Consider the following 26,051-nt stretch of genomic DNA (forward strand, 5'->3'; position numbering starts at 1 on the left):
ATACAGAGTTCAGCCCTGTAAGCTGCTAGCTAATGGGCTTAGGGCTGATAGCTAATTATGAAACGCCGCACGTTTTTACATAAAATTGGCTCAATACTCGCGGTATTGGGAGTAACGGAAGCTGAGTGGTTGACTTTAGGAAATCGCTATTATCAGGCTTTGGCACAACCCAACTCGCGCAAGTTGGCATTGTTAATAGGTATTAACCAATACTCCAAAATTCCAAACCTCAGTGGTTGTCTGACGGATGTAGAATTGCAAAGAGAACTTTTGATTAACCGCTTTGGTTTTCAAGGGTCAGATATTCTAACCTTAACTGAGGAACAAGCCAGCAGGGAATTCATTGAAGCGGCTTTTTTAGATCATCTGGGCAAACAAGCTAAACCTGGTGATATAGTTTTTTTCCACTTTAGCGGTTATGGCACTCGTGTAAAATTGGAAAAATCGCCAGATACAATGCAAAATGCTCTGGTGACAGCTAATGTAGCTCTTGACCTACAAGATGACAAAATAGTCAATCATATATTAGAAGAAACTCTACTGCTATTATTGCGATCGCTCCCTACAGACCGAGTAACAGCAGTATTGGATACTAGCTATGATGCTTCTAACACAGTAATAGGATTAAAAACTCGTGCCCTTCAGGAGTCGGCAACAAAGCTAGCAACAGAAGAACTCGACTTTCTCAAACAACTTAAAACTCAGAAGTTATCCAACACTCCGATTGTTTTAGCAGCTACCTCAGAACCAAAGCAGCCAGCAAGGGAAGGTCTTTTTTCTGGTTTTAGTGCTGGGTTATTTACCTACGCCTTGACGCAGTATTTGTGGGAATTCACGCCAGCCACCAAAATTCAAGTCGCCCTTTCCCACGTGGAAAATTCTCTATATAAATTAGGTAGTAAACAGCAACCAACGTTATTAAGTAGTCAGAAAAATCCAGATATAACGTCTCTACTGCCAGACGGTATCATTGGTGCAGAAGGCGCGGTGAGTGATATTGAAGAAGACGGTAAAACCGTGCATCTGTGGTTAGCAGGATTACCCCCACAAGTGCTGCTATACTACGGAGTGAATTCTAGATTTACACTACAGACAAAAGAGCAATTAGTATTGCGATCACGCACTGGATTAACAGCAAAAGCGCAAATTTCCAAAATTGAAGGTGCAAATCCCCTACAAATCGGGCAACTCGTCCAAGAAGCAGTCCGAGTTTTACCCCGAAATATTAATTTAACAATAGCTTTCGATACTGGATTGGAAAGAATTGAGCGGGTAGACGCTACAAGTGCCTTTGCTGGATTTTCCCATGTATCTACCGTAGTTGCAGGAGAGAAACCAGCTGATTATGTATTTGCCAAGCTACAGGAAACTCCGAGTCGTTATGGTCTATTTTCTCTTGGGGGCGAGCTAATTCCCAATACCAAGGGGGAAGTAGGAGAAGCAATAAAATTAACAGTGCAAAGGTTAGCGCCAAAATTATCAACCTTGCTAGCAGCCAAGTTATGGCGACTTACAGAAAATGGAGGTTCTTCTCGCTTGGCTCTCAAGGCAACCTTAGAAATAATTAATAATATATCGCCTCGCGTCATCATGCAGCGCGAAACAGTGCGAACTTTCAAAACTGAAACTTCGATTAAAAAATCAGTACAGACGCGATTAATCGCGTCTCTCCCCACTCCCATTGTGCCTATCGGTAGTCGAATGCAATATCGAGTGGAAAACCAGAGCGATCGCCCAGTATATTTAATCTTGCTGGGATTAAACAATAATCATACAGCAGTTGCCTTCTACTCTTGGAAAACTCCCCAAGAACCAAATACTACCGACATCAAGCCTATCCTCCAAGAAGTCGTCATCGCCCCAGGTGAAAGCCTCACCCTACCCCAAACTAATGCTGCTTCCCAATGGGTGATTTCAGGGCCAGCTTCTGAGTGCGAACAACAACTTATTTTTAGTCCTGTCCCCTTTAGCGAAACTCTAGCCGCCTTGAGTACTGCTAAGTATTCCACAGTCGAACAACGGACGATCGGACCATTGTTGAATCCCTTAGACGTTGCACAAGCCTTGCTGCAAGACTTGCATAACGCCAGCGCCCTCAAAACTGAGATGAACAGCACAGCAACCGACTCATATATCTGGGATGTGAATAATTGGGCAAGTCTTAGCTTTAGTTTTCAAGTTGTGTGACTTGGAAAATTTTTTATCGAAACAGAATTGATTCTGAATTCTAACCGAAAAAGCGGATAGTACAGCGTAAAGCCTTCTCGACAAGAGGCTTTACCAACTGTAGAGCAACTCTTACGAGCGTCTTTATTCTGGCTCTTGTTAGCAAAGTGGGGCGTAGCCCATTCTGACTTCTGAATTCTTTTTAAAACCAGCATAAGCTAAAAGTTTTTATGACTTTAGTTATACTCCTATTGATTACGCTGAGTGTTAAAACTGAGTGTTTCACTCATAAAATATCTCAACTGAATTCAGTCGCCAGCAGGATGAGACTTAGCACAATATTTTTTACACTAAAATTTATAAACAACCTGGAAACAACAGAGTATGCCTCTTCATAAACTTGAACATTTTGATCCAAACTATCGAGAAACTTTTGGTGGAGACGACGTTAAATCACTGGTTCTTTATACTGAGGGAGGAGACAGAGTTGGCTCAGTCGCTGATGTTTTAGTTGATGATGATGGTCATTTCCGATATTTAGTTATTGACACAAGTGGAGATTTTTCTGGTAAAAAAATCTTACTACCAATTGGTCTTTCCCGGATTGATTATCCTGCAAAACGTGTCTATGTTGATGGGTTAAGCAAACAACAAGTAGAAGGTTTAGTTGAGTACAAAGAAGACACAATCTTTGATCACAATTACGAAGAAAAGGTACGTAGTGGATTTCGTTCTTCAACTAGCGGTGTAACTTACGATCGCAATACATATAATTACCAGACAGAACCAGCTTTATACGGACTGAATGAGCAATCTCATCAAACTTTCAAACTCTATGAAGAACGGTTGATTGCAAATAAACAGCGCATCAAAACCGGAGAAGTAACAGTTGGTAAACACATTGAAACAGATACTGCAAGTGTTACAGTACCTATTCAAAAAGAACGAGTTGTAATTGAGCGAGTTGTGCCAACAGAAGCAGGAAGCGTTATAGATACCAATGAACTTAAGTTTCAAGAAGGTGAAGTTGCACGCATAGAAGTGTACGAAGAAACGCCTGACATACGTAAAGAAGCCTTTGTGCGTGAAGAAGTGCGAGTCAAGAAAGTCGTAGAAAGGGATATAGTGGAAGCACAAGACACTATTCGTCGAGAAGAGTTAGATGTTGATACTGCGGGTAACTTACATGTGAATGAACATGGCAGTACTACAGATGGTGCTATTTAAGGGGATTGAATTTTTTAAAAGTTGTAGAGACGCGGGATATTAGTGTAGCGGAGCATACCCCTATGGGGACGCAAACTACGCGGTAGTGTTTTGTAGAGAAGCCCAGGTCAATTGTATTCTCTACACTATTTTAATTACAACCAAAATTCCTAACTTCTTAAATCTGTTTTGTGAAAATTTGTGGTGTTTATATCCCCAACTTTTTTAAAAAGTTGGGGATATAACTTTTAAATTATTATTCAATTAGGGCTGCTTTTATCTACCATCAAGAAAAAGTAACTATAACTTTTGGTTATTTAACTATTGAAATAATTCATTCGGCAGAAGGATGTAAACAAGTAAAAAAAATATCATAATTGCTATGAATTGAAAAAAAAATATTGAGGTTAAATAATAATGGTACTCTACAAATTAGAAGATTTTGAGCCTAACTATCGTGATGCGTTTGAAGGTCACAATATTACTGGACTTGGGGTTTATACACAAGGAACTGATGACAAGATTGGTACTGTCAACGATGTTTTAGTTGACGAAGAAGGTCATTTTCGCTATCTAGTTGTTGACTTAGGATTCTGGATTTTTGGTAAAAAAGTATTACTACCAATTGGTCGTGCCCGTATCGACTATAACGTTGATCGCGTCTACACAATTGGCTTGACTAGAGAGCAAGCAGAAGATTTACCTGAGTTTAATGAGCGCCAAAGCCTTGATTACGACTATGAAGAACGGGTGCGTGGCGTATATCGCCAACCCACTGACTATACTGCTCCTGTAGATGCTTCCGCACCATTAGATTCTGTAGCCCCATTGGGTACAACACCCACTTACGCCCGTGATAATTATAGTTACGAACGTGAGCCTTCTTTATTTGGGTTAAATGAGCAAGATCATCAAACTCTGAGATTGTATGAAGAACGGCTGATTGCCAGCAAACATCGCCAAAAAACTGGAGAAGTATCCATTGGCAAGCGTATCGAGACTGAGACTGCACGGGTTGCAGTACCAGTAGAAAGAGAGCGAGTTGTGATTGAACGTGTAACTCCAGCAGATGCAGGTACTGCCGTTTCTGGACGCGAAGCAGATTTCCGTGAAGGCGAAGTTGCTCGTCTAGAAATCCACGAAGAAACTCCTGATGTTCGTAAAGAAGCATTTTTGCGTGAAGAAGTCAGAGTTAGAAAGGTGGTCGATCAAGACACAGTAGAAACGCAAGAAACTGTGCGTCGTGAAGAGCTAGATGTGAATTCTAGTAATCTTCCCATCGAAGAACGCTAACCAAATATAGTCATTAGTTAATAGTTAATAGCTAATGGCTAATAATTAATTCGACACAGTACAGGTAAAGCTGTTGAATTAGCTTTACCTGTGTTTCCAATAGCTTAGAATGAGAAATACATTTAATTTAGCTAAGTAAAAAGCAAAAAGCAGTTCATAAACTTTGCATATTATGAATAGCCAACCGATGACAAAAAACATTGGACAGGCAAACGGTAATTCTGGCACTAACACCTCAATAGCAGATTTGAAAAAGAAGGTGAAGAATTTTGCTGTGTTCGATAACCAAGGTCAGCTAGTAGGAGTCGTTCATGATTTAATTGTGGATGCTAATAGGCGGTTAAACCTAGTGATATCAAACCAGGTTAATCAACAAACTCTAGAATATGGCGAGCAGTTAGCCGATAAACATCCTTCTTTATTTCGATTGCAGAGCCAGAGAATAAAAAAAATCGACAAGCCGACTAAATCTGTTTTCATAGACTTCAACAAATCAGAAATCGAGTATATGCCTGAATATTCAGAAGCAGAAAAACCCGGTGATGTCTACGAGGGCCTACGCCTAGGCAACTCAACGGAGCAATTGGTTAATAATCAAACTAGAAGTAGTGCAGTTGAGCCAGTAAATTTAGAAGAGGTCAGCGAAGAACAGATTATTCGTCTATTAGAAGAACGACTAGTTGTTGAAAGCAGTAAGCGAAAAATTGGTGAGGTGATTGTTCGCAAAGTCATCGAAACCCAGATGATCCAAGTTCCTGTCCGGCGTGAAAAGCTGATTGTAGAACAAATTAGCCCAGAACACAAACAACTTGCAGAAATTGATTTAGGTCAAGAAGAAATTGCTAATGTTGACTTTACCGGAGTAGAAAGACTCGAAGGTACATATTTTGAAAGCGGTTTAACAATAAGCGGCGAATTTAACTCGCCGAAAACTGCTAGTTTATTGTTGAATGCGATCGCAATAGAGCAAAATCACGGCTGCAATCGAGTGCGTGTTACCATTGCTGTTGAAGATGAGTCACACAAGAATAAATACCAGGAGTGGTTTGATCGCTGTTCGAAAGATCAATCACCCAAGCCGTAAAAATAAGTTTCTAGCAGATAAATTAGTAGGATGGGCATTGCTCATCCTATTTTTTTGCTGATTTAATCACTTCAGCCCAGAGAGTGTCAAAATACTAAGCAGTTGCCGTTCTTTTGGCTACTTGCAATGAAATTTCGATTGAAGAGACTTTCACGGAAGAAACAACAGCATCTGATTTCACCTATTCAGATTCAAGTTCGAGACGGAAAATTTGAGATTATGGGTATGGGTGTATGGCATTCTTACTGGCGCGATCCCTACCATTTGCTGTTAACGATTCCCTGGGCTGGCTTTCTACTGCTGATTTGTACTTTCTATATAACTATCAATGCTCTATTTGCCCTAGCTTACTTGATAGGAGGAGATTGTATTGCCAACGCCCGGCCAGGCTCTTTTTTAGATGTTTTTTTCTTTAGCGTACAAACCCTAGCATCCATCGGCTATGGGGCAATGTATCCTAAAACAACTTACGCCAACATTATTGTCACCATTGAAGCAATGATTGGTGTGGTGGGAATCGCCGTGATGACGGGACTAGCCTTTGCTCGATTTTCCCGACCTACAGCTAGGGTGCTTTTTAGTCGTGTTGCTGTAATTACACCCCATGATGCAATGCCGACTCTCATATTTCGCACCGCTAATCAGCGTCGCAATATGATTCTAGAGGCGCAGATGCGAGTCTACTTAATGCGCGACGAAATAACTCTAGAAGGGCAATTTATGCGTCGGTTCTACGATCTCAAACTATTAAGGAACCAAACACCTAGCTTCACCTTAAGCTGGTCAGTGATGCATGTCATTGATGAGTTTAGCCCTCTATATGGGATGACACCAGAATCCTTAATCCACACAAATACTATCCTGATTGTCTCTTTGAGTGGCATTGATGAAACGGTTGCACAGGTAGTCCATGCCCGTCATAGTTATGCTGCTAATGAAATTTTGTGGAATAATCAATTTGCTGATATCTTTTACCACACACCTGATGGACATCGCTACATTGATTACAACCGCTTTCACGATGTCTTACCTCTAGATGAAATGCTTTAGATGCCTGAAACTTACTCGGAAGTCTGATTGTCTGAGGATTGTAATGCTTTAACGACGACTCGACCATTTTCAACTACAGTGCAATTTTTAACCATACTTTTGCTGTGGTTAACTGGTACATCCTGACACTGGTTTTGGTGCGAAATATTTTGCTCCTGTTGTTGGTTGAGGACGACAACACAACAGGCGGAGGGGGAAAAGGACATATAAAGTATTTTGATCTCTATATCTATTATCGCCCTACTGATGATGTTTGGCTGAAAAATTTGCTACCCATCTGCTTTGATTAAACCAATTCAATGTAGTTCCAACAAAAAAGCGCCCTCCATCACTGGAGGGCGCTTTTTATTACTTTTTATTTAGCTAATCTTCGGAATTAACCGTTGATAGCAGGAGCAGTCATTGCTACAGGAGTAATTTTACCAGCAGCTAAGTCTAGGGGGAAGTTGTGAGCGTTACGCTCGTGCATTACTTCCATACCCAAGTTAGCGCGGTTGATTACGTCTGCCCAGGTGCTGATAACGCGACCTTGGGAGTCAATGATTGATTGGTTGAAGTTGAAACCGTTTAAGTTGAACGCCATCGTGCTGATACCCAAAGCAGTGAACCAGATACCGACGACAGGCCAAGCTGCGAGGAAGAAGTGCAGTGAACGGCTGTTGTTGAAAGAAGCGTATTGGAAGATCAAACGACCGAAGTAACCATGGGCTGCAACGATGTTGTAGGTTTCTTCTTCTTGACCGAATTTGTAACCATAGTTTTGAGATTCGGTTTCGGTGGTTTCACGCACCAAGGAAGAAGTTACCAGAGAACCGTGCATTGCAGAGAACAAGGAACCGCCGAATACACCAGCCACACCTAACATGTGGAAGGGGTGCATCAAGATGTTATGTTCTGCTTGGAACACAATCATGAAGTTGAAGGTTCCAGAGATACCCAAAGGCATACCATCAGAGAAAGAGCCTTGACCGATGGGGTAGATCAAGAATACTGCGGTGGCAGAAGCCAAAGGTGCGCTGTAAGCTACGCAAATCCAAGGACGCATACCTAAGCGGTAAGAAAGTTCCCACTGACGACCTAGGTAGCAAGCGCAACCGATCAAGAAGTGGAAAACTACCAATTGGTAAGGACCACCGTTGTACAACCACTCATCTAAGGAAGCAGCTTCCCAGATTGGGTAGAAGTGCAAACCAATAGCGTTGGAGGAAGGAACAACTGCACCAGAGATGATGTTGTTTCCGTAGATCAAAGAACCTGCAACTGGCTCACGGATACCATCAATGTCTACTGGAGGTGCTGCGATGAAGGCAATTACGAAGCAAGCAGTAGCAGCTAGTAGGGTTGGGATCATCAGTACACCAAACCAACCGACATATATACGGTTGTCAGTGCTGGTAATCCACTCGCAAAAGCGATCCCAAACGTTAGCGCCAGAGCGCCGTTGTAAGGTTGTGGTCATTGTTTTATAAGTGCTATTTTTTGTTAAAAATGGAACAAGCAGATTTTGTTTTGCCTGTTGAATTACAGTCTACATGAAATTACTTGGACGCGATCTTTGGCTTAATATTCTGTAATAGAATCCTTTAACAAGATCGTCGAAATGTAAAGTTTTTCTACTATTAATAATAGTGAGAAAAGTAAGCAATTAAAGCTTTTTAAGCCATTACAACATTAAACTAGCTATAACTTTTAATGACGCGATCGCCAGTTTCTTCTCTTTACATTCTGTTACAAACAGCCAGGATAATCTGTAACGAAATAATAAGTTGTACATTGTCTTATGTCGCTGTTGATTGTTTGTAGAAACTTAAAAATCAAAGTATATGTAGGGCAAACTGCCTTCAGGAGCTAATAACCAAACAGCGTAGAAACATAGAGGGACAAAGACAAGCTTAATGGGCCAGTTAAACTCTAACTTCAGCATTCGGTTAAAGGCATAAACTACAGCCATCAGAGCAGCTAAAGTTAGCAGCACCCAAGTGAGTTGGTATTGGCTCATATTTAAAGCATCTACATAGACCTTTTGAGCAAACTGGGCATCAGCAGGATAACGCCAAAGGTGTCGGATTACTAAAGAAGAGTCTGCGAGATTCGGTAGACGGAACCAAATCCAAGAGGTAAAAACCATCAGTTGGGTCAAAAACCAAGCCACGAAGATACCTAGAGGATTTTGCCAGAATTGCTCCAGATTTTCATAGCGATCGCTCATAGCATCTGTAAGTCGATGAACCACCAAGGCTAACCCGTGGAATATGCCCCAAACTACATAACCCAAAGCAGCACCATGCCAGATACCAGCGATTAGCATCACAGTAAATAAATTCCAGCAGGTGCGGACTAAACCCCGACGCGAACCACCCAAAGGAAAGTAGACATAGTTACGTAGCCAATCTCCGAGAGTGATATGCCAGCGCCGCCAAAATTCTCCAATACTGGTGCTGAAGTAGGGAAAATCAAAATTTTCAGGTAGAACCAAGCCGAAAAGTAAGGCACTCCCACGGGCAATATCTACGTAACCGTTAAAATCTAGATATAACTGCAAACCGTAGGCGAATGTTGCTAACCAGAGATCGGTACTACCGGCCCGTTGTAAGTTACCAAAGCATAAATCGACAAAAATTCCCAGGTGGTCTGCAAAAATACCTTTTTTGACTGCACCTCTAGCAATTAACCACAGCGCCTCTGCTACTCTATCGGCACTGGGAAAGTCTAGCGTATTGAATTGATTTGCTAAGTTGTGATAGCGCGTAATCGGGCCGGAAATCAGTTTGGCGAAGAATAATTTATAGGTGGCAAATTTCAGAAACTGATCGGTAGCAGGCGCACCACGATAGACATCTATTAAATAGGCAATACACTCAAAGGTGAAAAATGAAATTCCCAAAGGTGCAATCAATTTAAAAGAGCTATCTGGTGAGTTTGCTTGGATATTGAAAACAAACTTAAATAAAGGGGTTAGATACTTAAAAGCTAATAATAGTAAAACATTTAGAGCTATACCTAGCCACAAAACTTTTAGACGACGACGATTCCAGTCGCCTTGGGCAAATTGCCACTCTTCATTAGAAATTTGCCAGTCAAGAGAATGTTTTCCTGGTGATGTATTTTTCCCAATCTCTAGCCCCAAACGGAAATTGATAAACGTCAATGCTAATAGCAATGGTATGTACTGAATATGCAAAGATGCGTAGAAAACCAAACTAGCAATTAGCAGCGTCCATAATCGTAATTTCTGTTGTGCTAAAGACCAGTAAATTCCTAAAACACTCAACAAGAAAAGACCATAGAAAATTGATATAAAGTTCATTTTTTAGTCATTTGTTATTTGTCATTTGTCATTTGTCAATAAATAGTTCTTCTTCCCCTGCCTCCCCTGCCCCTCATCCTCCACTCCCCATTCCCCTGCTCCCTACTTCACTGGCCAAGGAATCATTGGGTCATTAGCCAGCTTTTTGGAGACTTCGTATGCTCCGAAGCGGTTGAGGTGGCTGGGATCGGAGAAGTAGTCATGTGCTTTGGGCCACTTTTGGCTCAGATCCCGATAAATAAAGTTGGGGTTAGTAGCTAGACGCAACATATATTGCTGAAATTGTTGCTCATATTGTCTACGCACTGGATCTAAATAATCTGCCGTGAGAGGCATATTGACAAATACTAAGGAAATTTTCTGAGATTGGGTAAACTGAAGCACTTCTTGAAGAGCAGCATCTTGCTGTCCTTCTACTTGGAAAGATTTATAGTCGTTGTCGTAATTTCCGGGAACTCTAGAATGTTTTTGATAGTATCTAGCAGGATTGAAGCGAATAGACAAAGGTAGAAAGCCATCAAAATCAACTGCTTGCTGGGAAATACTCTCATCTGAAGTTCCGTCTGTTAGCTGTTTTTGTGATGCAACTGTCTGATTACGACCAAATATAAGCAATTGTTTTTGCAGTAAGCCTTTAATTTGATCGCGGTTTTGATAGCTAGCAGAAAGAGATGCTAAACCCTGATTTAAAGAATCATTGACTGCTTGATATGTGCTTATCTCCTGTTTTTCTTCTTTTACCTTCTCTTCTGGCGAACTTTCCTGATTTTCGGGCGATTCGCTGCTATTTGCTATTTTTGGGTTTTTTTGGAATGCTTGCTTATAACCAGCTGATGCAGCGATGGATTTAAAAGTAATGTCCTCGCGTCCACCATTGAAAGCACGGGCCCCATCTGCCCAGAGAATTATTTTAGGCAGTTCTGATGGTTCCAGTACGTGACGAAGCACAAAGTCTACAACTTGTGCAGTAGCACCGTTGATCCCAAAGTTAAACACGTCAATATTGGGATAACCCTGGGCTGCTAAAGCTTTAGAAAGTTCTGCTGGATCTACTCCTCTGAGGGCGCGAGAGGAGCCAATAATCAACACATCGGGCGGTGTACCAGTTCTCGCTAAACGCTGTTTATATAGTGCTAGCTGCTCATCTAACTGCCTGACATTGAAACTTGGCATTTGCGATCGCGCTGCTAAAAGAATAGCTGTTGCGGTTGCTTTTTCTTTCAATGGTGCAGCTGCCAAATTCTTTGTCGAAGTATCATCACTTTGGGTAAACTCAGAAGCATTAAATACAGAACTCTGATTTGCAGGAGATTTTGTTTTAGAAGTGCTGCTAAAAAATACCGTTTTCTCACTCTGAGTTTTTTCAGATGTTAAAGATGCCTTTTGTCCAGATGATGAAGGTAAGACACTGGCTACTTTTGGCAAACTCGGTTTAGTCTGTGCAGTAATTCGACCCAATACCCAATCAGTTTGGAGAGTGAGTAATAATCCCAGTGTCCCCCAAACTAAAGCAATCTTAAGTCCTTGATCGTCAGGATTTTCTTCTGCCAACTGGTGGCTTTCAGTAAATAGCTGGCTTTTTAACAGGAATTTTTTCGCGGTTGCACTCGCCGTTGCTATCCAATCTCGCGCTACTTCTGTTACAAAACTTTGAACTTCTTCTGTTGTTAAGTCTGGGCGCAAAATTGGTTCACTAGTCTCAGAGGGTATTAAATCATCTACGTATTTAGAAGTGGCAGCGAATTCTGGGGTTGCTTCTGGTACTAAACGTTGGCGATGTTCAAGATCAACGCCATAGTGCCAAAAAGGTTCTTTATTCCCAGCCCGGCGACCGTATATACGTATTCCCATAATACCGGGAATTTTCAAATGGCGGATAAACTGCGTAATTTTACTTGCTACTTGTTGACGACCTGGACAAACAGGCGCATCACACATGATGTGCAGTAAATCATTTTTATTCAGTAAGAGGACGCGAATTCCACCTGTCAATAAACGCCAATCGAGGTCAGGATTGAGTAAACGCTCTAGTAAAAATGTGATGGCTGGTTCATCGCCAGTATTAGCTAAATCTAGCGGTGATGTGGCAAAGGCGGGATGGCTGGTGGCGGGTAAAGCTAGCCAATCAATCCAAGTGGGTTGCTTGTCGCCTGCTTTTTGCCCGTAGATGGTGGCGGCGAGAATGCCTTGAGGTGCGATCACTTCTAACTGGGGTACAATCGCCTCTAAACACACTGCTTTGTCTGGGATTGGTGCAGTTCCTAAAGGATCAAAAGCTGGCGTACAAAAGATATGTAGAGTTGATTCTTTTAGAGAAGCTTGGACAGCAACTTTTAATCCTGACAATACCTCAGTTAATAGCCGAGCGATCGCTTGGATATCACCCCAACGCGCCCATTCTTTCAGCATTACCTCTGATGGTGTCAAATCGACACGCAGCAACCAATCAGGGGCAGTTTCGCCGCTCACCTGGGAAACAATTACGGCATCTTGGTAGCCAGAAAGCTTGAGATAACGCAACTTCTCTGCTATTGGTTCCGCAAGCAATGAGGCATCAGGGCTATAGCTCGACTGGCAAAATATCCACAGGCGATTTTCTTCCGGCTGAGAGTTCTTTGGCTGATATGGCTTAATCTTTGCCTGTACCGATACACCTAACGTACTCAGAGTTTCGCTGAGATATCGAGCAATAGCTTCTGGATTGCCTTGACGTGCCAAACTTTCGTTAGAGACAATTAGCGCCCCACCCGATTGTTTTGATTTTTCTGAATCTGCTAGCAAGGCTTGCTCCACTTGCTCCAGATGCTTATCTATTTGATTCAAGTAAACCCGATGGCACCATTTGGGGCGCTGTTCCCCTTTTCTTCGGCCATAGACAAATACTTGATATATTGAGGTTTGTTCGCTGCTTGTGAGGATATCTAAGTTTGTTTGCTGTAATGCTTGCAGCAAATCAGACAAAGTACGCCAACGCTGCGGACATTCAGTACCTTCACAAAGAATATGAAGGTCATTTCCTCGTAACCGGACTTTCACCCCAAAAGTGTTAATCCCTGTGGCTTGGCTTACCCATTGCACTAAGGATTGCTGGCGATCTGGTAATACTGTTTTCATGGGAAGTTAACTTTACAGGAAGCGATTGTTGGGGGATAGTGCCTGCACTTGTAAACTAGAACCATAGGTCTATCACACTCTGACGTTTTTTTTTAACAATTTTGTTACCTTCGCAGCTCACAAAATCGGCCAAGATAGTCTTGTACAGGTTGTAAGTCTGACTAATATTGAGTTTTGCGTTTATTTTACTAATAGGGAGTCATAAATCAGAAGTTAGGAGAGACGCGATTCATCGCGTACAGGAGCCAGGAGTCAGAATAATTCTATATGACTGGCTGATGACTTGTCCTTTAAAGCTAGACTTGCGTTTCATTGCGCTAACGCCCCTAATAGGTGAAATAACCAACAAGCTTATCTCATTTCAACTCCATCCCTCGATTGTTGGAGTCATCCTAATTCCTAAGTAAGTTGGCGCAAAAAAACCAAGTATATTACGAAACGTAAATAGGTTTAAAGCCCTTACCAATGACCAATGACTCCTAAATCAATTCCCATAACCAAAAATTAGCAATGCCTCCTGCCAACCAAGAACCCTCAACTAACCAGCCATCCAATCTTGATTTATTTACCATTCCCCAATCGTTCCTTTTACAAATAGGTACAGCGTCTATATTACTGCTGCTCATTACCGGAAAAACCACCGTAAGGGCACTAGAAAGCATAGGGGAAGCCAGTGAAGAATTGTTTCGAGGCGATCGCCTACCCATTCTCGACTTCCCAGAGGAGCGCGAAAATAATCAAACTTAGAAAATATACACCAAATAATTATTTGCTCAGGAATAACCCGATGAGCATTCAGTAGAAAACCTAGAAGCGTCAACAGTAATTAGCTTTACAAGATAGAGAATATGGGTTCCCTTTTATACTCTTCGTCTCAAACTGCGGATATATACCCGGTGTCGGAATTATTTTTGCGTCATCGTCTCCAGGTAGTGGAAGAATTGTGGGAGTCTGTTCTGAGGCAAGAATGCGGTCAAAACATGGTAGACTTGTTGCGGCAGTTGCGCGATTTGTGTTCGCCAGAAGGACAGGCAACAAATGACCAAGCATCCTCAGCCGTCAAATTAATTGAACAACTAAATATCAACGAAGCAATCCGCGCGGCTCGTGCCTTCGCTCTGTATTTTCAGCTGATTAACATCATAGAGCAGGAATACGAGCAAAGGCAGCAATTGAGCCGCTATGAGGCAGAAATAGAGCCTACAGATGCAGAAAGAGCATCTAATGTCAATTACTCGTCTAATCAAAGAGAAGATGATGCGCCTCTTAGCAAGGGAATAGCAGCAGAATTGCTGGCAAAGAATTATCTCGAAAAAGCGCAAGTCAAACCAAAAGGGACTTTTGCTGCTTTGTTTCCCTATTTATTCAAATTGAATGTACCACCCCAACAAATTCAACGTCTCATTGCTCATCTGGATGTGCGCTTAGTTTTCACAGCGCACCCGACGGAAATTGTTCGTCATACCATCCGGGATAAGCAGCGACAGGTGGTACAACTCTTGCAAAAACTGGATACCTTAGAAAACCATGCTGGTGGTACAGGTGGCGGATATGCTTGGGAAGCAGCAGATGTCCGCGAACAATTGCTCGAAGAAATTCGCCTCTGGTGGCGCACCGACGAACTTCACCAGTTCAAACCTACTGTGCTAGATGAAGTAGATTATGCCCTACACTACTTCCAAGAAGTTTTATTTGATGGCATTCCTCAACTTTATAAACGTTTCAAACATACACTATCCAATACCTTTCCTTGGCTAGAACCACCAAGTAAAAACTTTTGCTCTTTTGGCTCTTGGGTAGGCTCAGACAGGGATGGGAACCCATCAGTTACACCAGAAGTCACCTGGCAAACAGCTTGCTATCAGCGCAAAATGGTGCTGGGAAGATATATTCAGTCAGTGAAAAATCTGATTGAATTGTTGAGTGTGTCGATGCACTGGAGTGATGTTTTACCAGATTTGCTGGAATCTCTAGAGTTAGATCAGTCCCAGTTGAGTGAGGTATATGATGCCCTGGCGCTGCGTTATCGGCAAGAACCCTATCGGCTGAAACTCGCTTATGTACTGAAACGGCTAGAAAATACTCGCGATCGCAATCTAGCTTTGTACAATCGGGAAACGCCAAAAAATCAAGATAGTCCCCTGTATCGTTCGGGAGACGATTTTTTAGCAGAACTGCGGATGATTCAGCGTAACTTGACAGAAACAGGTTTAAGCTGTCGAGATTTAGAAAATCTCATCTGTCAGGTAGAAATTTTTGGTTTTAACTTGACACAGCTAGATATCCGTCAGGAATCATCCCGCCACGCTGATGCGCTGAGTGAGATTCTACAATACCTGCAAATATTACCTCAACCTTACAACGACCTATCTGAGGAGCAAAGAGTTGCTTGGCTTACAGGAGAACTGAAAACCCGCCGACCGTTAATTCCAGCAGAATTGCCATTTTCTGAAAAAACCAACGATGTAATTGAAACTTTTCGCGTCGTGCGATCGCTCCAACAAGAATTTGGTCTAAATATCTGCCAAACTTACATTATCAGTATGTGCCGCGATGTGAGCGACGTGCTAGAAGTACTACTGTTAGCCAAAGAAGCCAGGCTTTTTGACCCCGCCATAGCCGTGGGAACCATTCAAGTTGTCCCCCTATTTGAGACAGTAGAAGACTTACAACGCTCCAGAGGCGTTATGCGGAAACTATTTGAACTCCCGTTATATCGCGCTTTGTTAGCTGGCGGCTACGAACAGACAAAAGCAGAGGATACTGATGAAAACTCATCCCCCCCTGCTCCCCTGCTCCCCTGCTCCCCTGCCTCCCCCTCCCCTCTCACCCCTAACTTGCAAGAAGTGATGCTGGGGTATTCTGACAGCAACAAAGACTCTGGTTTTTTAAGCAGCAACTGGGAAATTCATAAAGCCCAAAAATCACTGCAACAAATAGCAGAAGAATACGATATAAATTTGCGGATTTTCCACGGACGCGGCGGTTCTGTAGGGCGGGGAGGTGGCCCTGCTTACGAGGCAATTTTGGCTCAACCGGGTCATAGTATCAATGGGCGAATCAAGATTACCGAACAAGGAGAAGTTTTGGCTTCTAAATACTCCTTGTTGGACTTGGCTTTGTACCACATGGAAACCATCACCACTGCTGTGATTCAAGCTAGCCTGCTGCGGACAGGGTTTGATGATATTGAACCCTGGAATGAGATTATGGAAGAATTAGCAGCGCGATCGCGGCAACATTATCGCGCTTTAATCTACGAACAGCCTGATTTTGTTGACTTCTTCCACCAAGTAACCCCCATTGAAGAAATTAGCCAGCTACAAATTAGTTCTCGTCCAGCCCGCCGTCCATCTGGTAAGAAAGATTTAAGCAGTCTGCGAGCTATTCCTTGGGTATTTAGCTGGACGCAAACCCGCTTTTTGCTTCCTTCTTGGTATGGCGTTGGCACAGCGTTACAAGAATTCTTGAATGCAGAACCAGAAGAACACTTGAAATTAATGCGCTACTTTTACGTTAAGTGGCCCTTTTTCAAAATGGTGATTTCTAAAGCCGAGATGACTTTAGCAAAAGTAGATATGCAAATGGCACATCACTACGTTCAGGAATTGTCACAATCAGAAGATCAACTTCGTTTTGCCAAGGTTTTTGACCAAATTGCCAGCGAGTTCTATCTCACAAGAGATTTGGTGTTAAAAATCACCGATCACAATCAACTGTTAGATGGCGATCCTGTCTTACAACGATCTGTGCAGTTACGCAATGGCACAATTGTCCCCTTGGGATTTATCCAAGTTTCCCTGCTCAAGCGCCTACGCCAGTCTATGAATACTAATGCCACTTCTGGAGTCATCCATTCTCGTTACAGCAAAGGCGAATTACTGCGAGGTGCATTATTAACTATTAATGGAATTGCAGCCGGGATGAGAAATACAGGGTGATTGGGAATGGAGAGTGAGGGATGAGGGGCAGGGGAGGCAGGGGAGCAGGGGAGCAGGGGGAGATTCGTAACTCCTAACTCTTCACGGGCTAAACGCCCCGCTACCGCTAACAGCACGGGCTAAACGCCCCGCTATCGCTAACGGAACTGTTTTGCCCAATGCTCAATGCCTAATACAAATGATTAAAAACAGAATTTTAATTTGCACTTTTCTGGCGCTATCATCAGGTTTTTTTGGTGCTTACACTAGTGGGCAAATCACCATAATGGTGCATAGCCAAAAATGTCAAAATCAATCTTGGGGTTTGCAGGTGATGTGCAACGCTTGGATGACACCAGGAGCAATATGGCAAGGTAGCACAACAGGACTATGGACAGGAACTATTTTAGGGGCGTTTGTTGGGGGTTTGATGACACGACAAGCTCGTGATTAATCTGTTAACTACTCAATTAAACGTGAGTTAGACGAACCTTTCCCTGCCTCGAATTTTAGTTCAAGTCTTTCCCTCTCAGATTCGGAGAGGGAAGGATTTTGTGTAGTAAAACCAGGGAGTGGTTTTTTAATTCAGACAATTGCAATTAACCTTCAGCAGGAGAAAGGTGTCAGCAAGGCTGGTAAAATCTACCCATAGCAACGAAGAGCAAAGCAAATCACTATGCCTACCGAAACTAACCCAGGGAATCAAACTACCACGGGTGCTGATGCTATTGATGAAGCGATCGCACAGGGAATTGATTTTGATGGTTCTCCCATTCCGCCTGCCAAATTAGAACTTTATGGTAAAGTCATGGCGCTAGAGGGCAATAGACAGCGCAGTGGCGTATCTAATACTATGCGATCGCGCATTGTGCGAATTGGTGCAAAACACATTCCCCAAGCAGAACTCGACCAATTACTTGTAGATGCTGATTTCGCACCCCTAAAAGAAAAAGAAATTGCCTTTTTTTATAGCGGAAAATAAATATCGCAGCGCAGCACAGTCAAGGCCCATATAATTTGCGGCTACACAAACAAGTAAAGTAGCCGTGAAATTACTGTAAATAAACGAACTATTAACCCATCCATAACCTATCTGTCATCGACAATCCGGTAATCTAAATTTCTCACTGAAATGGCGTGGGCAAGGAGCTAATCCTCCAAAATGCGCTCACGATCCCCAAGAATAATCGAGGATAGAGATGATGGCAAAGGTTGGGTACTCAGTGTTTCAACGCGTCACCACTGCGCGTTTGCTGCGTAAAATATGTTTACTGGCGCTGACTGTGCCGTTTTTAGCAAGTTCTGCAATCGGTTTGGCTACTGCCAACGAGAGGAAGTACGAGTACGAGTATGAGGGTGAGAACGAGACTTATGCCATCGGACTTTGGGGCGATCTCCCCTATTCTGATCTCCAGGCGACAACGGGAGTCCCGAACCTGATCGCTGATATGAACGCGCAAGACCTGGCCTTCACTGTCCACGACGGCGACCTAAAGGGGGGCAACTCTACACCAGGCTCGGTCACGCCGACCACATGCAGTAATGAACTCTACGCCCAGGCGCTCGGCTTCTTTAACTCCTTGAAAGCACCAGCAGCCTTTACTCCGGGCGACAACGATTGGACTGATTGCGATCGCCCCTCTAACGGTGGATTCAACTCACTCAATCGCCTCGACTACGAGCGTCAGGTATTTTTCAGCACGAAGTTTTCCCTTGGGCAGCGTCGGCTAGTCCAGGAGGTGCAGACAACACCACTGTGTCTTGGTGCAACTGGTGCAGTACCCTGTGTTGAGAACCGTCGCTGGACGGTTGGTAGAGTTACTTATGCGACACTCAATATCCAGGGTTCGTGCAACAACCTGTGTGACACTGCGCCTAACCCAGATGAGTACACAGCGAGAAATGCGGCTGATATTGCATGGATGAGAGAAACTTTTCAAGTGGCAAAGACACGCAATTCGGCGGCGGTCATGTTTATCTCCCAAGCCGATCCAGGGTGGGATCTGACCGATGGAACCAGAGCACCTTTGCGCGATCCGAAGACGCTTACCGAAACCGATGGACAGCCTGATAGCTTCAAGGACTTTTTATTAGCGTTCCGAGATGAAGTGATCGCTTTCCGTAAACCGATTGCCTACGTGTATGGTGACTCGCACTACTACCGTGTTGACAAGCCATTTCTGGATGCTCAAGGCAGACGCATCGAGAACTTCACTCGTGTCGAGACATTTGGCGACAATGCGGCGAACGGTACCAACGATGTGAATTGGGTTAAAGTAACCGTAAATCCCCGTAGCCGAGAAGTATTTTCGTATCAGCCACAGATTGTTCCCGGTAATCGAGTAGCGGTTCCGTCTCCTTAAACATAAAAGCCCAAAACTGCTATTTTGAGTTTTTACGGGATAACCCAAACCTTCATTTTTCGGTAGGGGCAATTCATGAATTGTCCCCACTGTGTGTAATTTTGCATAAGTCCTATCTTTACCTCACACATCCTAAATTGCCATCGATATTTTGGCTTCTTCAATCTTTTCCTAATCTGTTCAAAAACTGTATCTTCAGCAAGATATTGTCAATTTTCCCTTGCATTTTGAATTGGCACACGGCTATATGTACTTAAGTAATAGCTGAAAGACTTGGAGAACAAATGTCAGGAACTACGCCAAATTCAGAAATGTCATATCGAGTTCTTGGTAGTACAGGAGAGAGAGTTTCTGCAATTGGATTGGGTGGTTGGCACATTGCATTAAAACACGTTGATGAGCAACTGGCTATCCGAATTGTTAGAACAGCGATCGATCGCGGCATCACTTTTATGGATAACAGTTGGGATTACAACGATGGAGTCAGCGAGATTCGTATGGGAAAAGCCCTGCGCGATCGCTACCGCGATAAAGTTTTCCTAATGACGAAAATCGATGGACGCTCTAAAAAAGAAGCAGCAAGACAGCTAGACGAATCGCTTAAACGCCTGCAAGTGGATTGCATCGATCTCGTTCAGCACCACGAAATCCTTCGGCACGAAGATCCGCATCGAGTTTTTGACGAAGAAGGGGCGAATGCTGCTTTTCTTGAGGCGAAACAAGCTGGCAAACTCCGATACATTGGTTTCACTGGACACAAAGACCCATCTGTTCATCTTCACATGTTGGAAGTTGCAGCTTCTAACGGGTTTAAATTTGATACAGTGCAGATGCCGCTCAATGTAATGGATGCCCACTACCGGAGTTTTGCAAAGCTGGTTGTGCCAGAACTTGTTAAACAAAACATCGGCGTTCTGGGAATGAAAAGCTTGGCAAACGGTATTCTTTTACGGTCAAAGACTGTAACGCCAATTGAATGTTTACATTATGCTTTGAATCTGCCCACGTCAGTTGTGATTACCGGAATTGACAGCATGGAGATTCTAGAGCAGGCTTTTGAAGCCGTGCGGACTTTCCAGCCGATGAATGACGAGCAAGTGCGATCGCTCTTAGCAAAAACAGCACAAGCAGCATCACGCGGCGAGTTTGAGCCTTTCAAAACCTCATCAATTTTTGATAGCACTGCCCAAAATCCAGATTGGCTAGGAGAAGAACCACAACGTATTCAACAATTGATGTCAGCGTGATTCTTTCTTAGTGTCGTCACTGCTGCAATGCGATTGTTTCGACTGACAATGCCATTATTTCAAGTAGCAATGCGATTGTTTCGGCTGACAATGCGATTGGTTCGACTAACAATGCGATTGTTTCGGCTGACAATGCCATTGTTTTGGTTAACAATGCCATTGTTTCGACCTGCAAAAATTAACTCACCCTTCCTCTAACTTTGTTCTATTTAAAAAGCTTTCCATCTACGGGACGCACAACTATGTGCCCCTACTGTTAGTTTTATTGTTTTAATGGGCACATTAAAAATATACCTATACTAGTATAAATATATGCCTGTCCAGGATAAAACACGCCGCTTACCTTCTCAATCAATTAGTCAAGATATAACCTCATTACACGGTTTGCAAACCATCACCACATATAATACAACCCGTGCTGATGCGTCTGTAGTAAATTTACAGCAAGCTTATCAGACTATGTTGGCGCAGCAACAAGCTGAAACCGAGAAACTAGCTTTATACCGTGCTGCTGCTGATGCTGCACGATTAGCAGAATGGGAATTTCATAATGCTGTATTAGCCATGAAAGAAGTTGTGCGCGGACAATATGGATCGGATAGCGATCAAGCCCAAGCAATTGGACTGAAAAAGAAATCAGAACGCAAGCGTCCCAATCGTAAAAAGTCAGTTGCGATGGCGTAACCGTCCGATGGAAGCGATCGCAAGTTAATTAACTCAATGGCGATCGCTAACTTTTTTTATACGCGATCGCAGATGTCTACAATCTGTAACCTGTTTAATTAACCTTTAATTACCACCAGAAAAAATCTTTTTTCAAAATTCAATCTATCAAAATAGTGAACTTGTTTCATAACTAATGATGCAAGAACTTCTATCTGGGGATCGATATGGTGAATAAGCTAAATAAAGTAGATTTAGTATACTAAATCACATGAGATTGTATTGTATGAAATCGAATTATTTTACAAAACAGCTTTCCACTGTAAAACGCTGGATGGCTACAGCACTGTTTTGTATGTTAGCGATCGCTTTCGTTTGGCAAGGTGCATTTTTCTCGAACACCTCAGCAATGGCTGAACCTAGTGCAACCTTGATTGCATCAAAAGACGCAGGCGATCAAGTTCAAGAAAAAGCCAGTAAAGATGCTGGACGAGCCAAGAATTTTATCCAAGATACGGCAGATAAAGTTAAGCAAGCTGCCAAAAGCAATGCCAATAAAGTTGATCAAGCAACAGACAGTGGTAGTTTTGCCGAGCGCAAAGCCAAGAGAGATGCAGCTACAATCCAGAAAAGAGCAGATGAAGATGCTGCTCGGACACAAAAAGCAGTAGACAACACAAAGAACGCTGTTGAACGCACTGTTGATAACATCAAGGATGCTTTTGGTAAATAGTAATCCTATTTGATTTTGTTCAAATCTAAAGGCTTAGATCCCCGACTTTTCAAAGAAGTCGGGGATCTTGTTGTTTACGGAGATTACTAAGTAAGAGTATTTTTCCATACATATTTGTTGCGCTTAGATAAACTGCGATCGTAGAGAAAATTAGCTGCTATTAATGAAAAACAGAAAAGATATTTGCTAGCAACGATCCTGAACATCTAGCCAGAAATGAGATATTTAATTCTTTTTTATAATTGCTTAAAAAAAGAAAGCTGAGTGTTTGAGTTAAGGAATTTACGCAAAATCCTTCTGAAAGATTGATTTTTTATACAAATTAAAGAGCATATTTAAGTGGCATTACTTATTGACAAATGTGCCAATAGTTTATGTAATTGCAACCTTATTTTGACAAATTGTTAATGGTTAACAAATTTTTCACCATTATTAATTACGAAGTTATACTTTCCACTACAACTTAGTAACAATGTAAGAGTGTGATTATGTGGACAACCCGACCGTGGGAAAATCAAAATACTGAAAAAGTGAAATTAGAGAGGAAAACACTATAATATGCACCTGAGCGAAATCACCCATCCTAATCAGTTGCACGGTTTATCTGTTCGCCAACTGCAACAGATTGCCCGTCAGATTCGAGATAAGCATCTCCAAACCGTAGCAGTTAATGGTGGACACTTGGGGCCAGGGTTGGGTGTTGTAGAATTAACACTAGGGCTTTACCAGACACTGGACTTAGATCGGGATAAAGTGATTTGGGATGTAGGACACCAAGCTTATCCGCACAAACTTCTTACAGGACGTTACGATCGCTTCCACACCCTCAGACAAAAGGACGGAGTTGCAGGTTATCTCAAACTCTGTGAAAACAAATTTGATCACTTTGGGGCTGGACATGCTTCTACAAGTATTTCAGCAGCATTAGGCATGGCTTTAGCACGAGACTTGAAAGGCGAAAAATTTAAAGCCGTTGCTGTGATTGGGGATGGGGCGCTAACTGGAGGTATGGCTTTAGAAGCCATAAACCATGCGGGACACATGCCAAAAACTAACCTATTGGTTGTTCTCAACGACAACGACATGTCTATATCTCGCAATGTCGGCGCGATTCCCCGCTACCTCAACAAAATGCGCCTCAGCCAGCCGGTGCAATTTATCAAAGATAATCTTGAGGAACAATTTAAGCAAATTCCCTTCGTGGGTGAATCTTTGTCTCCCGAACTCGCACGCATCAAAGAAGGTATGAAACGCTTGGCTGTTCCCAAGGTAGGGGCAGTGTTTGAAGAACTCGGTTTTACCTACATTGGGCCAGTAGATGGGCATAATCTCGAAGAATTGATTGCCACCTTCCAACAGGCACATCAGATACAAGGCCCTGTTTTAGTACATGTAGCAACAATTAAGGGCAAAGGCTATGAAATTGCTGAACTAGATCAAGTTGGCTACCACGCCCAAAGCCCCTTTAACGTTGCAACTGGCAAAGCTATTCCTTCTAATAAACCCAAACCCCCAGCTTATGCCAAAGTCTTTTCTCACACTCTGGTAAAACTTGCCGAACAAAACCCCAAAATCGTTGGGATTACTGCGGCTATGGCAACGGGAACAGGTTTAGATAAACTTCAAGCCAAACTACCCAATCAATATGTTGATGTCGGCATTGCTGAACAACATGCAACTACCCTAGCCGCAGGGCTTGCCACTCAAGGGATGCGCCCCGTAGCTGCCATTTATTCTACCTTCCTGCAACGCGCTTACGATCAGATAATTCACGATGTCTGCATCCAAAACCTGCCAGTGTTTTTCTGCTTAGATAGGGCAGGAATTGTTGGATCTGATGGCCCCACCCACCAAGGTATGTATGACATCGCTTATCTGCGTTGCATTCCCAACATCGCAATCATGGCACCCAAAGATGAAGCAGAACTACAACGCATGGTAGTAACTGGTGTTGAGCATACCAGTGGCCCCATCGCTATGCGCTACCCTCGTGGCAATGGCTATGGTGTTCCCCTGATGGAGGAAGGTTGGGAACCTTTGGAAATCGGCAAAGGCGAAATTCTCCGCACTGGCGATGACGTGTTAATCGTTGCTTATGGCACAATGGTTTATCCAGGGATGCAAGCTGCCGAAATTCTCAGCGAACATGGGATTGAGGCAACTGTGATCAATGCGCGTTTCGTTAAGCCTTTGGATACCGAGTTGATTTTGCCTTTAGCTAAGAAAATCGGCCGCGTCATCACCTTAGAAGAAGGCTGTGTGATGGGTGGCTTTGGTAGTGCGATCGCTGAAGCTTTAATGGATGCAGATATTCTAGTTCCCGTCAAGCGATTTGGTGTCCCAGATGTGTTAGTAGATCATGCTGAACCTAATGAATCTAAAACAGAACTAGGTTTAACTAGCCATCAAATAGCAGAGAGAGTTTTGAAAGCTTTCTTTAAGCAGCAAGTATCTGCTGTTGTTTAGTTAATTTTTTGTAAAATGAATCGCCCACACTTGTGACTCAGGTGTGGGCGATTGCTAGATAAACTTTAGGAAATGACAAAAAATAAAGTATGTGAGCAAGGATTCTAAGACTTACGGAAAATAATGGAAAAACGTAGACGCAAAGAGGCTTTCCGCAGGGTAGGACACAAAGAAATGAGAGTTTCAGAGAGTTATTGCGTAAGTTCTAGATTCTTATAGTTAATAATTCCTGTGAAAGCTCAGACAGTTGGTTCCTGGTATTTAACCCCTCGTTTTTGATGACGGTCATTAGCAACAATAGGATAAACAATGCTGCGTAACCGATTGATCGCACCAACAGGACGATGCACTGCTAGACCATTCCCAGGAGAAAAACTGAGATTTTCTCCAAAATCATTTTCTTGGGGAGAATTAACCTTTTGATGCTTAATTGTTAGGCGACCAACTGTAAAGAATGGTGATTCCTCTTCATTCCAAACAATGGTGGTATCATCAATAGACATTTCTGGGCTAGTTTGAAATTGGATTTGAAAGTCCCAATAGTATTCAGCATCAGGCTTTTCTAAAGCTTGAATGATGTCATCTCGGTAGTAGTTATCCTCTGAACCTGAAGATTTGGCTTTTCTTAGTTCACTTTCTGATCTGGACTCAAGAGGAAGTTGTTGATGAGGTGGTTGAGTGGAAACCGGAGTAAATCCATATTTAATCACAGCCGGATATTCTACAGGAACTCGACCTGGTTGAGATGGGTCAAAATCAGATTTGAGTCCCACAGAAAATGCTGAAGCACTCCAATAGCGCTCTTTAAGTAAACTCTTGGGAAAACGTTTGAAACTAGTTTGTAAAAGAGTGGATTCGTAGGGATGCAACTTTAGCCAAAAAAGCACCAACAGCTTAAAAAGTGGAAACAGCCCGGCTCGATAAACTGTCAAAAAAAAGCTGTGAAAGTCTTTGATGGTTCTAACAAAAAAGAATTCAGTATTGTGGGTAATAATATCTTGGGTTTTTAACTCGTGACTTTGCGATAGTCGTTCTCCTTCTACGCCGATCACTTTTACGGCCATGGAGCGAGTATCTCCTTCATAATCATTCTTGACTGAAAATGCCCCATTGGCAAATCGTAGCCAAACCGGATATTGTTTCGGTGTGGCAAATAAACCTTGTTTGAGAGAAATCGCAGAAAGTTCAGCTTCAGATAATGAGGTGCGTTTGCTCAATTCCTGCTTAATTGCTGCTTCATCAAAGTCAAAGATTTCTAGAGTTCCTTGAACAGCAGCGTGGGTTTTAGAATGGGTATCTCTTTTTGCAGTTTTTTTCTTCTCACCTCCGTAAAGATTTTCCATGTTCTTTTTGACTAACTCACTCATGAGATCGCAATATTTGAGTTCGTCTTTTTCTGGATATTCAGTAAAAAGTTTCATTTTTTTTTACAGGTAGAT

20 protein-coding genes are annotated in these 26,051 nt (G+C 42.7%); 14 read left to right on the forward strand and 6 right to left on the reverse strand.

The window, feature by feature from the left end; all coding sequences use genetic code 11:
• Positions 1–57: 57 nt before the first annotated feature.
• The 5 genes from FBB35_RS03230 to FBB35_RS03250 all read left to right on the forward strand — a co-directional run bounded on the left by FBB35_RS03230 (position 58) and on the right by FBB35_RS03250 (position 6,799).
• Positions 58–2,187: a caspase family protein gene (locus FBB35_RS03230; RefSeq protein ID WP_174708452.1), complete on the forward strand. Its 2,130-nt coding sequence runs from the start codon at positions 58–60 to the stop codon at positions 2,185–2,187.
• A gap of 363 nt (positions 2,188–2,550) precedes the next feature.
• Positions 2,551–3,393 (forward strand): DUF2382 domain-containing protein, encoded by an 843-nt coding sequence (locus FBB35_RS03235; protein ID WP_174708453.1) that lies wholly within the window; start codon positions 2,551–2,553, stop codon positions 3,391–3,393.
• Positions 3,394–3,789: 396 nt separating this feature from the next.
• Complete coding sequence (locus tag FBB35_RS03240; protein ID WP_174708454.1) at positions 3,790–4,665, forward strand: DUF2382 domain-containing protein; 876 nt, start codon at positions 3,790–3,792, stop codon at positions 4,663–4,665.
• A 187-nt stretch (positions 4,666–4,852) separates the two neighbouring features.
• Complete coding sequence (locus tag FBB35_RS03245) at positions 4,853–5,749, forward strand: YsnF/AvaK domain-containing protein (protein WP_254625804.1); 897 nt, start codon at positions 4,853–4,855, stop codon at positions 5,747–5,749.
• Positions 5,750–5,875: 126 nt separating this feature from the next.
• Positions 5,876–6,799 carry an ion channel gene (locus tag FBB35_RS03250; RefSeq protein WP_174708456.1) on the forward strand — a complete coding sequence of 308 codons (924 nt, stop codon included), beginning with the start codon at positions 5,876–5,878 and terminating at the stop codon, positions 6,797–6,799.
• Between the two features lie 11 nt (positions 6,800–6,810).
• On the opposite strand, the gene FBB35_RS03255 is transcribed toward FBB35_RS03250, so the two are convergent.
• From FBB35_RS03255 to FBB35_RS03270, 4 genes are all read right to left on the reverse strand, one after another.
• Positions 6,811–7,005: a hypothetical protein gene (locus FBB35_RS03255; protein WP_174708457.1), complete on the reverse strand. Its 195-nt coding sequence runs from the start codon at positions 7,003–7,005 to the stop codon at positions 6,811–6,813.
• A 170-nt stretch (positions 7,006–7,175) separates the two neighbouring features.
• On the reverse strand, positions 7,176–8,258 hold the full coding sequence (gene psbA / locus FBB35_RS03260) for a photosystem II q(b) protein (RefSeq protein WP_174708458.1): 1,083 nt from the start codon (positions 8,256–8,258) through the stop codon (positions 7,176–7,178).
• 348 nt (positions 8,259–8,606) lie between these two features.
• Complete coding sequence (locus tag FBB35_RS03265; RefSeq protein ID WP_174708459.1) at positions 8,607–10,106, reverse strand: MBOAT family protein; 1,500 nt, start codon at positions 10,104–10,106, stop codon at positions 8,607–8,609.
• A 102-nt stretch (positions 10,107–10,208) separates the two neighbouring features.
• The gene (locus FBB35_RS03270) at positions 10,209–13,220 is read right to left on the reverse strand and encodes a DUF1574 domain-containing protein (protein WP_174708460.1); all 3,012 of its coding nucleotides are present in this window, start codon (positions 13,218–13,220) and stop codon (positions 10,209–10,211) included.
• Positions 13,221–13,730: 510 nt separating this feature from the next.
• On the opposite strand from FBB35_RS03270, the gene FBB35_RS03275 reads away from it, so the two are divergent.
• From FBB35_RS03275 to FBB35_RS03300, 6 genes are all read left to right on the forward strand, one after another.
• Positions 13,731–13,967: a hypothetical protein gene (locus FBB35_RS03275; protein WP_174708461.1), complete on the forward strand. Its 237-nt coding sequence runs from the start codon at positions 13,731–13,733 to the stop codon at positions 13,965–13,967.
• Positions 13,968–14,068: 101 nt separating this feature from the next.
• Positions 14,069–17,161, forward strand: coding sequence for a phosphoenolpyruvate carboxylase (locus FBB35_RS03280; RefSeq protein ID WP_174708462.1), 3,093 nt, complete (start codon positions 14,069–14,071; stop codon positions 17,159–17,161).
• Between the two features lie 178 nt (positions 17,162–17,339).
• Entirely contained in the window at positions 17,340–17,594 is a 255-nt protein-coding gene (locus tag FBB35_RS03285) for a hypothetical protein (RefSeq protein WP_174708463.1), read from the forward strand.
• A gap of 222 nt (positions 17,595–17,816) precedes the next feature.
• On the forward strand, positions 17,817–18,122 hold the full coding sequence (locus tag FBB35_RS03290) for a DUF4090 family protein (protein ID WP_094332552.1): 306 nt from the start codon (positions 17,817–17,819) through the stop codon (positions 18,120–18,122).
• 598 nt (positions 18,123–18,720) lie between these two features.
• On the forward strand, positions 18,721–19,503 hold the full coding sequence (locus FBB35_RS03295; RefSeq protein WP_254625805.1) for a hypothetical protein: 783 nt from the start codon (positions 18,721–18,723) through the stop codon (positions 19,501–19,503).
• Positions 19,504–19,787: 284 nt separating this feature from the next.
• Entirely contained in the window at positions 19,788–20,750 is a 963-nt protein-coding gene (locus tag FBB35_RS03300; protein WP_174708465.1) for an aldo/keto reductase, read from the forward strand.
• Positions 20,751–20,766: 16 nt separating this feature from the next.
• Here FBB35_RS03300 and FBB35_RS03305 read toward each other — a convergent pair whose 3' ends face one another.
• Positions 20,767–20,910: a hypothetical protein gene (locus FBB35_RS03305; RefSeq protein WP_174708466.1), complete on the reverse strand. Its 144-nt coding sequence runs from the start codon at positions 20,908–20,910 to the stop codon at positions 20,767–20,769.
• Positions 20,911–21,062: 152 nt separating this feature from the next.
• Between FBB35_RS03305 and FBB35_RS03310 the strand changes: the two genes are divergently transcribed.
• The 3 genes from FBB35_RS03310 to dxs all read left to right on the forward strand — a co-directional run bounded on the left by FBB35_RS03310 (position 21,063) and on the right by dxs (position 24,612).
• Positions 21,063–21,434: a hypothetical protein gene (locus FBB35_RS03310; RefSeq protein ID WP_174708467.1), complete on the forward strand. Its 372-nt coding sequence runs from the start codon at positions 21,063–21,065 to the stop codon at positions 21,432–21,434.
• A gap of 265 nt (positions 21,435–21,699) precedes the next feature.
• Positions 21,700–22,146, forward strand: coding sequence for a hypothetical protein (locus tag FBB35_RS03315; protein ID WP_174708468.1), 447 nt, complete (start codon positions 21,700–21,702; stop codon positions 22,144–22,146).
• A 558-nt stretch (positions 22,147–22,704) separates the two neighbouring features.
• Positions 22,705–24,612, forward strand: coding sequence for a 1-deoxy-D-xylulose-5-phosphate synthase (gene dxs, locus FBB35_RS03320; protein WP_174708469.1), 1,908 nt, complete (start codon positions 22,705–22,707; stop codon positions 24,610–24,612).
• 239 nt (positions 24,613–24,851) lie between these two features.
• Here the strand turns inward: dxs and FBB35_RS03325 are convergent, their stop codons facing one another.
• Positions 24,852–26,033 (reverse strand): catalase, encoded by a 1,182-nt coding sequence (locus FBB35_RS03325; protein WP_174708470.1) that lies wholly within the window; start codon positions 26,031–26,033, stop codon positions 24,852–24,854.
• Positions 26,034–26,051: the final 18 nt, after the last annotated feature.

Source organism: Nostoc sp. TCL240-02 (assembly GCF_013343235.1).
Classification (GTDB): Bacteria; Cyanobacteriota; Cyanobacteriia; order Cyanobacteriales; family Nostocaceae; genus Nostoc.

Bases quoted from the DNA above. Each gene is read 5' to 3' on its own strand.
- FBB35_RS03230 (WP_174708452.1), top strand. From the start codon at position 58: ATGAAACGCCGCACGTTTTTACATAAAATTGGCTCAATACTCGCGGTA.
- FBB35_RS03235 (WP_174708453.1), top strand. From the start codon at position 2,551: ATGCCTCTTCATAAACTTGAACATTTTGATCCAAACTATCGAGAAACT.
- FBB35_RS03240 (WP_174708454.1), top strand. From the start codon at position 3,790: ATGGTACTCTACAAATTAGAAGATTTTGAGCCTAACTATCGTGATGCG.
- FBB35_RS03245 (WP_254625804.1), top strand. From the start codon at position 4,853: ATGACAAAAAACATTGGACAGGCAAACGGTAATTCTGGCACTAACACC.
- FBB35_RS03250 (WP_174708456.1), top strand. From the start codon at position 5,876: ATGAAATTTCGATTGAAGAGACTTTCACGGAAGAAACAACAGCATCTG.
- FBB35_RS03255 (WP_174708457.1), bottom strand. From the start codon at position 7,005: ATGTCCTTTTCCCCCTCCGCCTGTTGTGTTGTCGTCCTCAACCAACAA.
- psbA (WP_174708458.1), bottom strand. From the start codon at position 8,258: ATGACCACAACCTTACAACGGCGCTCTGGCGCTAACGTTTGGGATCGC.
- FBB35_RS03265 (WP_174708459.1), bottom strand. From the start codon at position 10,106: ATGAACTTTATATCAATTTTCTATGGTCTTTTCTTGTTGAGTGTTTTA.
- FBB35_RS03270 (WP_174708460.1), bottom strand. From the start codon at position 13,220: ATGAAAACAGTATTACCAGATCGCCAGCAATCCTTAGTGCAATGGGTA.
- FBB35_RS03275 (WP_174708461.1), top strand. From the start codon at position 13,731: ATGCCTCCTGCCAACCAAGAACCCTCAACTAACCAGCCATCCAATCTT.
- FBB35_RS03280 (WP_174708462.1), top strand. From the start codon at position 14,069: ATGGGTTCCCTTTTATACTCTTCGTCTCAAACTGCGGATATATACCCG.
- FBB35_RS03285 (WP_174708463.1), top strand. From the start codon at position 17,340: ATGATTAAAAACAGAATTTTAATTTGCACTTTTCTGGCGCTATCATCA.
- FBB35_RS03290 (WP_094332552.1), top strand. From the start codon at position 17,817: ATGCCTACCGAAACTAACCCAGGGAATCAAACTACCACGGGTGCTGAT.
- FBB35_RS03300 (WP_174708465.1), top strand. From the start codon at position 19,788: ATGTCAGGAACTACGCCAAATTCAGAAATGTCATATCGAGTTCTTGGT.
- FBB35_RS03305 (WP_174708466.1), bottom strand. From the start codon at position 20,910: ATGGCATTGTTAACCAAAACAATGGCATTGTCAGCCGAAACAATCGCA.
- FBB35_RS03310 (WP_174708467.1), top strand. From the start codon at position 21,063: ATGCCTGTCCAGGATAAAACACGCCGCTTACCTTCTCAATCAATTAGT.
- FBB35_RS03315 (WP_174708468.1), top strand. From the start codon at position 21,700: ATGAAATCGAATTATTTTACAAAACAGCTTTCCACTGTAAAACGCTGG.
- dxs (WP_174708469.1), top strand. From the start codon at position 22,705: ATGCACCTGAGCGAAATCACCCATCCTAATCAGTTGCACGGTTTATCT.
- FBB35_RS03325 (WP_174708470.1), bottom strand. From the start codon at position 26,033: ATGAAACTTTTTACTGAATATCCAGAAAAAGACGAACTCAAATATTGC.